Raw genomic sequence first — 11678 nt, 5'->3', positions numbered from 1 at the left:
TTGGCCCCAAAAGCATCTCTGACAACAAGGGGCTCTGACGAGCCCCTTGTTGGTGGTCAGGTCAGAACTCGTGCCATTCTTCTTTACTGGCTTTAAATTTGGTCGGCCGTTTTTCGCCGCCAGCGACCAATGCCAGTGGCGCCGCTGAGGATGCCTGTACGTCGGTTCTGAAGAACCCGAGTTGACGTCGCATATTGCGGGCCTGCTCGGCCATGGCATCACCAGCTGCGGATACTTCTTCCACCAGTGCCGCGTTTTGCTGGGTCATCTCGTCCATTTGAGACACTGCTTTATTAACTTCCTGAATGCCTGATGCCTGCTGCTCGGCTGCGACACTGATTTCATTAATCATCTCAGCCACCTTGGATACCGCATGCACGATTTCCTGCAGGGTATTACCGGATTGGTTCACCAACGAGGTACCGTCATTGACCTTATTGACGCTGTCGCGGATAAGTTCTTTGATTTCCTTGGCCGCCCCCGCTGAGCGTTGGGCGAGATTGCGAACCTCGCCAGCCACCACGGCAAAGCCTCTGCCCTGTTCACCGGCGCGGGCTGCTTCTACCGCTGCATTCAGTGCCAGTAGGTTAGTCTGGAAGGCGATTTCGTCGATGACACCTATGATGTCAGCAATGCGCTTACTGGATTCGTTAATGGCCTCCATGGCGGTGACTGCCTGCTTGACTACCTTGCCGCCATGATCTGCCTTGGTAGAGGCTTCTTTGGCGAGGGTGTTAGCCAGGGTGGCGTTTTCGGCGCTCTGTTTTACGGTGGCCGTCATCTGTTCCATGCTGGAGGCTGTTTCTTCCAGTGACGCGGCTTGCTCTTCGGTGCGCTGGCTCAGATCGGCATTGCCCTGAGCTATTTCTTCGGCGCCTGAAGTGACGGTATTGGCTGATTCGCTGATGCCGCCGAGGACTTCGGTCAGGCGGCTGACGGTAGCATTGGCGTCGGCCTTGAGCTTGCCGAACTGGCCCTCATATTCGCCATTAATCTTGCGGGTTAAATCACCCTTGGCCAAACCGTCAAACATATCAACGACATCGGAAATAACGTTATCGGCAATGCCGACAAGGCTGTTGAGGCCGTTGGAGAGATTGAGGAAGAAGCCTTCTTTATCATGGGTGGCAATGCGCTGTGACAAATCGCCCGAGCTTGCGGCCGCGATGATGCCATCAATCTCATGCTCGATGGCCGTTTCAGCGGTGCGGTCTGCCCACTCAACCACAGTCCCTATGCGGGTGCCATCGGTGTCGTTGATAGGGTTGGCGATGATCCGGAAGGTGCGACCACCGACTTTAAGTTGACTGGTGTAAGTACTGGTGAGGTTAGCCAGCAGGTTTCGTTGGTGAGCAGGGTTTTTATGGAACACATCGATATTTGCACCCATCAGCTTATTGCTGTTGAAATTGGGCAGATCCCTGACAATGTCGGATTGGGCAATGCTGAACATTTTTTTAACGGCATCATTGAGATAGATGATGTTGCAGTCTGCATCCGCCACCATGGTGTTTGACGATACATTGTCAAGCGCCTGACGGATTCGGGCATTTTCGGCAGCGAGAGCCCGTTCTTTCTCTTCCCTGGCCAACTGTGCAGTAATGTCGCTCCACTCCACTACGGTGCCTGTGCGTTTGCCATTGTCGAATACCGGTGTGGCAATCAGGTCGAAGGTCAAGCCTGCTACCTTGATACGGGCCTTGTACGAGCTGGTGAGCTTGGCCAGTAACTGGCGCTGATGCTCGGGGTGTTTGTGGAAGATATCTATGTTGGTGCCCATCAGGGTGGAAACATCAAATCGGTTGATGGATTCGCGCAGCTTTTCCTCATTACCGGCCAACATGGCTTGGAGGGAGTGGTTGAAGTAAATGATGTTGTTATTTTCATCGGCCATCATCACGTTCGCCTGACACACATCCAGCGCCTGCTTGATACGGTTGGTTTCGCGGATCAGTTTTTCTTCGGCTTGCTGCCGTGCCAGGGATTCAGTTAAGTCCTGCCATTCCACTACGGTTGCGATACGTTGATGCTGTTCATCGAACACGGGGGAGGCTATCAGGCTGAAGGTACGGGTACCGACCTTGATTTTGGCGGAGTAGGTGGATTTTAACCCGGCTATCAGACGGCGCTGATGGGATGGATCCCGATGGAAGCTGTCCATGTTGGCGCCCTGCAGGCGACTCACATCAAAGTTGGGTAATTCTTTGCGAATATCCGCTTCTGCATCGCTCAGTGTGGTGCGGAGCGAGTCGTTAAAGTAGAGGATTTCCCCGTTGGGGTCCGCCAGCATTACGTTAGCCTGGCAGATATCCAGGGCTTTGAGAGTGGCGCGGCCTTTTTGCTGCTCGTCCCAGAAGATGGCAAATTCTTCAGAGAACTCCTGCCAGCCAGGGATATCGTAACTGCCAAGTTTGGGTCTGTTATGGCTTCGCAGTGCCTGACGTATTTCTGCCAGAGCTTCTGCGACTCTTGGGCCGCCCTGACTTAAACCAATACCCAAAACAATCAGCGCTACAACCAGGGCAGCACTGACCATGTTGCCGGATTGCCCCATCAGGCTGAGTACCAAAGAAACGGCAACTATCACCATGCCGGCCAAGGTAAATGGGGCTGGCCCCATCAGCTTTTTATTGCCTGCGTCCATGTTGATTCCTCTTGCTTTAGTGTCCATTTCAGGCAGTCATTACCTGAGCTTGTTGTTCGAGATTGCCGATGATCCGATTCAGTGTCTCGGGATCCGGTAAGATGGCGGAGCCAAGTAACCGGTTGATCTCAAGCAGAATGACCATCTTGTCCTGCACATTTGCCAGCCCCTTGATGAACCGCAGGTCGGTGCCGTGACCAAAGTCAGGGGCCTGGCGGATTTCTTCTTCTTCGATGCTGAACACGTCTGATACGGCATCTACCACTATGCCTATCACCTTTTGGGTTTCATCCATGGTCACCTTGACCACTATCACCACAGTGGTTGCGCCATATTCCAGGGTCTTTATCCCAAACTTTTGCCGCAGATCTATGATGGGGACTATGGTGCCCCGCAAGTTGATGACGCCTTTGACATAGTCGGGGGCGTTTGGCAGCACAGTGGTGGGTTCCCAGCCGCGGATTTCCTGTACGGAGAGGATGTCCACGCCGTACTCCTCGTTGGCCATGATGAAGCTCAGATACTGTTGATTACCCTGCTTGACCTGTTCGATGGAAATGTCAGCCATATCGAGTCTTCCTTTTTACGCGGCGTGTTCATTGCTGCTGCCTATACCGGCCAACTTGACCAGTCCGGCAACGTCTATGATGAGTGCGACTGTGCCGTCGCCCAGTATGGTGGCGCCCGAAATGCCCGGAATACGGGTGTAGTTCTCCTCCAGGCTTTTGATTACAACCTGTTGTTGCGCGAGAAGTTCGTCCACCAGCAGGCCGGCCTTTTCATTGTTATGATCCACTACCATCACCAGGCCATCTTTGATTTCCCGCGCGTCAGCATCGTGGTTGAACTCTCGATACATCTTGATTACCGGTAAATATTCATCCCGCAGACGGATCAGCTCATGGCCATCGGACAGCCGATTGATACGGTTGGTGGGCACCTGCAACGATTCGTAGATGGACACCAGTGGCACCACGTATATGTGCTTGCCGATGCGGATAAGCTGGCCGTCGAGTATGGCCAGCGTCAGGGGAAGTCGAATGGTGAAACGGCTGCCTTTACCCGCCTCGGATTTCAATTCAATGGAGCCATTGAGCTCGTGAATATTGCGCTTGACCACATCCATGCCCACGCCACGCCCTGAGAGGTCTGACACTGCATCGGCGGTGGAAAAGCCAGGTCTGAATATCAGCTGGTGGATGGCTTCTTCCGATAACTCTTCCTCGGCGCCGACCAGCCCTTTTTGACGGGCTTTTTCAAGGATCTTGTGGGTGTTCAGCCCGGCGCCATCGTCCGCTATTTCTATGATGATGCAGCCGCCCTGATGATAGGCATTGAGCATGATGGTGCCGGTTTCAGACTTACCCTGTGCCAATCTGGCTTCGGGTGATTCCAGCCCATGGTCGAGCGAATTGCGCACCAGATGCACCATGGGGTCGACAATTTTTTCAAGGACGGTTTTATCCAGCTCAGTGTCTTCACCCTTGAGGATGAGTTCTACTTTCTTACCCAGCTGCTGGCCAATGTCTCTGACCAAGCGGGGGAAGCGGTTAAACGCAAAGCTGATGGGCAGCATGCGAATCTGCATGACACTTTCCTGCAAATCCCGGGTATGGGAAGCCAGCTGCTCTAGTCCCTGTTGCAGCAGTAACAGCGACTCCTGATTGATTTCATCCTGTTGACCTATTTGGCCCAGCATGGCTTGGGTTATCACCAGCTCACCCACCATATTGATGAGCATATCGATTTTTTCTGTGCTGACCCTGATGGAGCTGCTTTCTCCACTCTTGGCGGCTGCAGCGCTTTGTTTTTGGCTGGCTACGGCTTTGTCTGTGGCAAGAGCCTGAACCTGGGGCGTCAGCGCAATGACATCAGGGGCTGCTACAGGCGGGTCGACTTCGGATTGTGGTGATGGCGACAGCATCTCTGTGGAGGTATCAGCAGAAGGGGCTGCTGCTGTTTGTTGGTAACTGATTTCGCATTCATCTTCGACCCACTCGAACACCTCTTTGAGTTTTTCCAGTGGCTCGTCTGTGATCAATCTTAAGCGCCAGTGCAGGTAGCAGGCTTCGGGGTCAAAGTCGTCCCATGCGGGAAAGGAAACCGGCAGGAGCTCGGCCGTCAGTGTGCCCTTGGAGGCCAGCTCAGCAAACATCAACATGGGATCGTTGCCGCAGCGCATAATGTCTGCGCCAGCCTTGAAATCAATCTGCCAGCACAGCGTTTTTGAGTCTGAGGCCATTGTTGCCTGAGGGGGAGAAATCGATTGCGTTTGGCTTGGTTGATTGGCCAGGGTGTTATTCAGCCGCAACTCAAGCTCGGGTAACTTGGGGTCGTTGAATTCGGCTTGGCTCATCAGGGCTTCGAACATGCCCCTGAGTAAATCCACCGAAAGCAGCAGCATGTCAACATGGTCAGGCTGCATCTGCCGACGACCATCGCGGATTTCGTCAAGCAGAGTTTCAAGCAGATGGGTGTAGTTGGCCACCTGCATAAAACCGAATGTGGCACTGCCGCCTTTGATGGAGTGTGCTGCTCTGAAAATGGTGTTAATGGTTTCTGGGTCCGGCGCCGCCACGTCCAGCTTCAGCAGCTCAGACTCCATAATCGCCAGGCCCTCGATACTTTCCTCGAAGAACACCTGACTGAATTGGCTAAGATCTATGTCCATTCCCTAGTCTCTCTGCGGGTTATCCCAACACTTTGCGCACTGTGGCCAGCAACTGTTCCGGATTAAAGGGTTTCACAATCCAACCTGTAGCTCCTGCTGCCCGTCCTTCCTGCTTTTTATCGCCACCTGATTCTGTGGTCAGCATCAACAATGGCGTAAATTTGTAAGCAGGGAGGGTTCGCAGGTTACGGATAAGGGTTATGCCGTCCATCACGGGCATATTTACATCCGAAATAACCAGATCGTACTGACCGGCCTGAGCTGCTTTTAAGGCTTCATCGCCATTGCACGCCTCGGTGACATCAAATCCGGCGGTTTTCAGCGTAAACCCCACCATTTGTCTCATTGAGGCCGAATCATCAACGGCAAGAATCTTCTTCATAGGTTGTTGTCCTTTTACGCTTGACTGGTTATTCCCGGAAGTTGCATGCCCATCTGCTTGAACTGAGCGACAAGTTCTGTAGTTATTCCTTTCCAGTTCAATGGGATACTGCTGTTTTCACAATGGGACTGCAGGCACAGCAGCAGTTGCAGACCAGCCGTGTCTGCCTTGATGAGTCTGGCGGCATTCAGGGTGACGGGTCTGCCCTGATGCAGCAGATCTGCTAACTGGCTGTAGATAGGCTGGATATTGCGGATGGTCAGCTCGCTTCCGAGCTCTACCGTGTTTTCTGACATAGAGGCATCCCTTGAGTGCTGGACCTGAGTTCCTTTACACACAAAAGATAGACGCCATTTTGGACTGTTGCCTCATTTACAAGGATTTTTTCTTGTGGACAGGCGTTTGATGATTTGGGGGCAACATCAAGGGCAAAACGGGTGTTTTGCCCCGGGTTCATAGGATGGTCAGTATTGATGACGAATCAGGCGCATATCAGAAATCAGCGCCTGATTGCGTATTTGTGGAATGGATTGGCCATCGTTCTTGGGTTTGAATACGGCGTACCTTTCACCTTTGGGTGAAATCACAACGATGGAGGCACTGTGGTCGACCTGATAGTCGGGGCCATCACCTACCATGGTGTACACCATGCCCAGAGACCGGGTAAGCGAATATAACTCGCTGTGCTCTCCGGTGACGGCGAGAAAATCCGGATGGAAAAAGGCCGCATATTGGGCCAGCCTGGTTGGCGTGTCCCGCGCCGGGTCGACAGAGAGAAAAATCACCTGCAGCGAATTTTCCTGATTCAGTTCAGGATAAGCCGCCGCCAGCTTTGACATGGTCGTTGGACAGATGTCAGGGCAAGAGGTGTAACCCAGAAAAATCAGGCTCCACTTGCCCATGAGCCTTTGATTGTCAAAGGTTTGCCCCAGCTGATCGGTCAGTTTAAAAGGAGGTAACGGCTTGGGCGCAGGAAACACATAACCCGTGTCCAGTGTGGGTGGTGTCTGGCTATCACTGGTGTCGCCCGAGTTTATCAGCAGTGTCAGACCGCCCATCCCCACCAGGAAGAAGACGGCCATCATCCAGGATTTTTTCATGCTTGCCCCTATATGTAGTGGTCAACCAGCAGCAGGATAAACAGCAGCATCAGGTGATAGATAGAAAAGCGGAACACGTCCATCGCCATGCCTGGGGTCTCATGATACTTAAGCTGCCATGCCTTGTAGATAAAGCCGATACTCAGCAAGGTTGAACCCAGCAAATACAAGGCCCCACTCATGCCAACCAATACGGGTAGCAGGCAGGCCAATGCAAGCAAGATAGTGTAAAGAAAGATACAGGTCTTGGTAAATGCCACGCCGTGGGTGACGGGCAGCATGGGAATGTCGACTTTGGCGTAGTCCGCTTTACGATGTATCGCCAGCGCCCAAAAGTGGGGTGGGGTCCAGGCGAAGATAATAATCACCAGCAGCAACCCATGGCCGTGGAAATCATTGGTCACCGCTGTCCAGCCCAGTAAGGGGGGCATGGCGCCGGCGAGTCCGCCAATCACAATGTTTTGTGGTGTCGCACGCTTGAGGTAAGCGGTGTAGACCACAGCATAGCCAAGCAGGCTCGCCAGTGTCAGCCAGGCAGTGAGTGGATTAACCAACCAGTAGAGGCAGGCAAAACCAAGCAGTGCCAGCAGGGCGGCAAAGGTAGCGGCATGGCTGACGGGCACCTTGCCCTTGGGGAGCGGACGATTATAGGTGCGTGCCATCAGACCATCGATACGACGGTCAATGAGATGGTTCATCGCGGCTGCGGCGCCCGCCATCATGGCGATCCCCAGCATGCCGGCAATCAATGGCTGCAGTGGTACGGCCCCCGGCAATGCCAGGCACATGCCCACAAGCACTGTCAGCAGCATCAAGGTAACCACCTTGGGTTTGGTCATTTCCAAATAGGCGCGCCATGGTAAACGGGACAGGCCTGACACAGGGGTAATGGAGAGAGATTTGGCCATAACAACTCCTTTTTTCAGGCTTTACGCCACAGTGCGTAATTAATAAAGACCAGTGTGACCAGCAAAAATGCGGCCCCCAGATTGTGGGCAACGGCAATGGCCAGAGGGAGGTGCAGCACGACGTTGGAAATACCCAGGCCAAGTTGCAGCACCAAAAAACCAGCCAGTACCCAACCGGCATTGCGCAGCACCTTGCTATGGGCCCGGTTTATGATGCGAAACGCCAACAGCCCCAGCAGAGCCGCGGTAATCATGGCACCAAAGCGATGCGCGATGTGTATGGTCATGCGGGCGTGATAGTCCAGCACACCAAATTCAAAGCTGGGGTGCGTACCCTGAAAGGGAGAAAAGGCATCGGCAATTTTCAGGTTGGTTGTCCAATCGCCCTCGCAAAACGGTAACTCTGTGCAGGCGAGGGCCGCGTAGTTGGATGAGGTCCAGCCACCCAGGAGGATCTGCGCAACCAATACCCCAACACAGGCCAGCGCCAGTCGCTGATACTGACGCATGCCCGGATCTCCACCAGGGATGCGGAAACCACTGGTGCGCAAATACAGCAAGGTCAGCAGCGACAGTAGGGTAAAGCCGCCAAGCAAATGCGACATGACTACCACGGGCATGAGCTTCATGGTGACAGTCCAGGCCCCCAACGCGCCCTGAAACAAAATCAGCAGCAGGATAAATATGGGCAGTTTGCGCGGTGCTTCCTTCAATCTGTAACAGGCTACCAGCACCAAGATCACCAGTAAGCCCAAGCTGCTGGCAATGTACCTGTGGATCATTTCCGGCCAGGCTTTGGCGGGATCAATCGTATGCTCAGGAAACAGCGACTCGGCTTTGGCCAGCTCGTGCGCCGCAGAGGGGACTTTAAAGTGACCATAGCAGCCGGGCCAGTCGGGGCAACCCAGGCCGGCATCCGACAGGCGGGTATAAGCCCCCAGTAAAATCACCATCAGGGTGCAGGCGAGGGTGAGTTTGAGCAGGTTTCTCAGTGTCATCAGCCAACCCTCGATAATTTAAGCAGTTTACGCAGGTCGGCCAACATGGCCTTGCCTTGGGAGATATTGGCTTCTTGCCCTCTGACCGAGGGATAGCGCATCACCAGAGTGCCCATGGGGTCGACCAGGATAAACTCCTGTGAGGCCAGCAAGGGGTCCAGTGCCTGTGGCATTGAGGCAGTGGGCAAGTCGGAGCCGTCGAGGGCTTTGATGTCGCTCGTGTCAGACACCAGCACCAGAGGGGTAACCCTGCTTCGCTCAGCGCCAAGCGCGGTGTGGCTTTGATGAATGACATAGAGCCTGTCTTTGCACATCTGATCGCAGGTTTGAGGCATCAGATAAAGAATTTGCCAGCGTTGTGGTGCCGGGTTGGTGGCGCCAAGGCTTTGGTAACTGGTTTCCTCGCTGAAGAGTTGCCCCTGATTGGTTACCCCTTCGTTGTACCAGTGTTGGCTGAGCACCAGCTTTGCCAGCGCCACTGGCAGTATGAATGCCAGCAACAGCATAAGCAGGGGGCGCGCACTGAATTTTTGGGAGTTCATGTCTCTCTCCTCTTACATTTATGAATGATTAGTCCCTTAACTCGTTCTGCTTCTTCCTTGTCTTCACAACATAAAAAATCACCAGTAGAGCCAATGCTGCCGCCAGGGAAAACCACTGTGCCGCGTAGCCCAGATGTTTTTCCGGTGGCATATTGACCGGCATCCAGCGCCTGATTAAGGGCGTGCCCGGCAGGCTGTCTGGTTGTAGCACCAGGTCTAGAATCCCAAGCTGCAGCTGAGCCGCAAGCGAGGGTATGTTGAGCGCCTGAATTCGCATTGGGTCGCCCGCTTCGGCTGCCAGGTCATCACTCAGTGGATTCAGTTTGCGCCGATAAATCCGGCCCTTGACGCTTAGCTGGCCATCAATTGGTTCAATTCGTGGCAGCGCTGCCCGATCCTTGCCCGCCGGCACAAACCCCAACTCCACCAACAACACACTTTGAAAACCATTCACCCGCAGCAAACGAAACGCCTTATATCCCACCTGACCATCCAGCACCTGATTGTCCAGCAGCACAGTTATCTCGGGGATAAACTCCCCGGTCACTTCCAGTCGGTAACCTTCGAGGTCGTCTGAACTGGCTTGCCTTGCCAGCAAACTGTCCATCGATAAGGGCGATGCCTGCTGGTGTTCTGCCAACGAAGCCAACAACTCTCGTTTTTCCTCTGCCCGTTCGAGTTGCCAAAATCCCAACTTGACGAGCACCGCAAACAGCACCAGAGTGAATAACATCAGCAACTTGCCGGCATACCCCGGCCTGGAATCCGGAGAATCCATGACCGCCTTTGTGTTTAAATCTGTGCTGGTATTGCTGCTGCTTTTTATCATCTTCAATCTCGGCCGCGCCCTTTACATCATGGTCAAGGGGGATGGCAGTGTCCCCATGAGCCGCTATTTGGGCCGCCGTGTCGCCCTGTCTGCCTTGGTCATACTCTTGCTGCTGGTGGCTTTGGCACTGGGGTGGATAACACCTCACCCCAGGCCTTACTGAACTTACAGCACGTAAACAAATACAAACAGGCAGAGCCAAACCACATCCACAAAGTGCCAGTACCAGCTGCCAGCTTGAAACGCGAACTGGTTATCGTGGCTGAAATGGCCCTTAAGTACCCTGAAAAACAACACCAGCAGGAAGATGGTGCCGAGGGTAACGTGCAGGCCGTGGAAGCCAGTGAGTAAAAAGAAGGTGTTGCCATATACACCGGACGCCAGGGTGAGCCCCATCTCGGTGTAGGCATGGATATACTCTTCAACCTGCAGCGACAGGAAGCCCAATCCCAATAAGATGGTGAGCCCGAGCCAGAGTGTCAGCGCCGTGCGTTTACCCTTCTCCAGCCCCATATGGGCAAAGTGCAGGGTAAAGGAGGAGGTGAGCAGCAGGATGGTGTTGATAAGCGGCAGACCCGTCCAGCCCATGGCCTGGGTTTTGGTGCCGTCGGGTGTGGTTTCCAGTGGCCACACTGCTTCAAAGGCCGGCCACAGTACTTCGTGGGTCATGGCGTTGTTGGAAGCACCACCAAGCCAGGGCACAGCTATGGTGCGGGCGTAAAGAAGTGCCCCGAAGAATGCGGCAAAGAACATAACCTCAGAGAAGATGAACCAGCTCATCCCCTGACGGAAAGATCTGTCCATCTGGCTTGAGTAAAGCCCCGACATGGACTCATCAACCACGTTTCTGAACCAGCCAACCAGCATGAACAGGATCACTGCGACACCGGCGAGCAGAATATATCCCCCCCAACTGCCGCCCGATTTGAGTTGATGGACAAAATTACCTGCGCCATAGGCAATCAAAAACAGACCAATTGCGCCGATAATGGGCCAGCCACTTTGGCTGGGAACATAATAGTTTTGATGTTTGCTTGTCATTTCATGGCTCCCGCCTGCAGGGCACCGGCCAGATCCTTGTCTGTGATGTCATACAGGGTGTAAGAGAGGGTCAGGGTATGGATAGACTCAGGCAAATCCGGATCCACAAAGAAAATCAGTGGCAAATTGGCACTGCCTTTTCCTGCCAACACCTGTTGGTTAAAGCAAAAACACTCAGTCTTGTTGAAATAAGCGGCGCCCTGTCCGGGGGATACCGAAGGAATAGCCTGGCCAACCAGGGCATTTGCCGATAGGTTGCGTGCCAGAAAATCGGTTCGTACCAGTTGCCCCGGATGTACTTCCATACGCTTAACCGCCGGACCAAATTCCCAAGGCATCCCCGGTTGAACCTGCGCCATAAACTCCACGGTCACAGTTCTGGCTTCGTCTACCTGTACCTGACTGTATTGCGCGGCTTCGGAACTGGTTTTGCCGTTAATCCCCAGTTGTTCGCACAGCACGTCGTAAAGGGGGACAAGGGCAAAACCAAAACCGAACATACCAACACAGCCAAGGCAGAGTCCGATAATGAGCTTTCGGTGAGAAACCCCGGGCGCCGTCAT

At 53.8% G+C, this 11678-nt stretch carries 13 protein-coding genes; 1 reads left to right on the top strand and 12 read right to left on the bottom strand.

The features are described from left to right. Window positions 1-61 precede the first annotated feature (61 nt). The 10 genes from SAMA_RS19875 to SAMA_RS18140 form a co-directional block, all read right to left on the bottom strand. Entirely contained in the window at window positions 62-2644 is a 2583-nt protein-coding gene (locus SAMA_RS19875) for a methyl-accepting chemotaxis protein (RefSeq protein ID WP_011761603.1), read from the bottom strand. Between the two features lie 28 nt (window positions 2645-2672). Then, entirely contained in the window at window positions 2673-3212 is a 540-nt protein-coding gene (locus SAMA_RS18180) for a chemotaxis protein CheW (RefSeq protein WP_011761602.1), read from the bottom strand. A 15-nt stretch (window positions 3213-3227) separates the two neighbouring features. Then, on the bottom strand, window positions 3228-5315 hold the full coding sequence (locus SAMA_RS18175; RefSeq protein ID WP_011761601.1) for a chemotaxis protein CheA: 2088 nt from the start codon (window positions 5313-5315) through the stop codon (window positions 3228-3230). Between the two features lie 19 nt (window positions 5316-5334). Continuing rightward, window positions 5335-5697: a response regulator gene (locus tag SAMA_RS18170; RefSeq protein ID WP_011761600.1), complete on the bottom strand. Its 363-nt coding sequence runs from the start codon at window positions 5695-5697 to the stop codon at window positions 5335-5337. A 14-nt stretch (window positions 5698-5711) separates the two neighbouring features. Continuing rightward, entirely contained in the window at window positions 5712-5993 is a 282-nt protein-coding gene (locus tag SAMA_RS18165) for an STAS domain-containing protein (RefSeq protein ID WP_011761599.1), read from the bottom strand. Window positions 5994-6161: 168 nt separating this feature from the next. Continuing rightward, on the bottom strand, window positions 6162-6797 hold the full coding sequence (locus SAMA_RS18160; RefSeq protein ID WP_011761598.1) for an SCO family protein: 636 nt from the start codon (window positions 6795-6797) through the stop codon (window positions 6162-6164). An 8-nt stretch (window positions 6798-6805) separates the two neighbouring features. Beyond that, window positions 6806-7705 (bottom strand): heme o synthase, encoded by a 900-nt coding sequence (cyoE, locus tag SAMA_RS18155; protein ID WP_011761597.1) that lies wholly within the window; start codon window positions 7703-7705, stop codon window positions 6806-6808. Window positions 7706-7719: 14 nt separating this feature from the next. After that, the gene (locus tag SAMA_RS18150) at window positions 7720-8703 is read right to left on the bottom strand and encodes a COX15/CtaA family protein (RefSeq protein WP_011761596.1); all 984 of its coding nucleotides are present in this window, start codon (window positions 8701-8703) and stop codon (window positions 7720-7722) included. Continuing rightward, complete coding sequence (locus tag SAMA_RS18145; RefSeq protein WP_011761595.1) at window positions 8703-9245, bottom strand: hypothetical protein; 543 nt, start codon at window positions 9243-9245, stop codon at window positions 8703-8705. The genes SAMA_RS18150 and SAMA_RS18145 overlap by 1 nt, the downstream gene beginning before the upstream one ends. A 28-nt stretch (window positions 9246-9273) precedes the next feature. Next, a complete protein-coding gene (locus SAMA_RS18140; RefSeq protein ID WP_049757948.1) occupies window positions 9274-10023 on the bottom strand; it encodes an SURF1 family protein in 750 nt (249 codons plus the stop codon). Between SAMA_RS18140 and SAMA_RS18135 the strand changes: the two genes are divergently transcribed. Further along, entirely contained in the window at window positions 10022-10237 is a 216-nt protein-coding gene (locus SAMA_RS18135; protein ID WP_011761593.1) for a DUF2909 family protein, read from the top strand. The genes SAMA_RS18140 and SAMA_RS18135 overlap by 2 nt on opposite strands. 2 nt (window positions 10238-10239) lie before the next feature. On the opposite strand, the gene SAMA_RS18130 is transcribed toward SAMA_RS18135, so the two are convergent. Both SAMA_RS18130 and SAMA_RS18125 read right to left on the bottom strand, forming a co-directional pair. Beyond that, a complete protein-coding gene (locus SAMA_RS18130) occupies window positions 10240-11115 on the bottom strand; it encodes a cytochrome c oxidase subunit 3 (RefSeq protein WP_011761592.1) in 876 nt (291 codons plus the stop codon). After that, entirely contained in the window at window positions 11112-11678 is a 567-nt protein-coding gene (locus SAMA_RS18125) for a cytochrome c oxidase assembly protein (RefSeq protein WP_011761591.1), read from the bottom strand. Before SAMA_RS18125 ends, SAMA_RS18130 begins: the two co-directional genes overlap by 4 nt.

The sequence above is a fragment of the Shewanella amazonensis SB2B genome, from assembly GCF_000015245.1.
Lineage (GTDB): Bacteria > Pseudomonadota > Gammaproteobacteria > Enterobacterales > Shewanellaceae > Shewanella > Shewanella amazonensis.
This window is presented reverse-complemented; position numbering and strand designations above follow the sequence as displayed.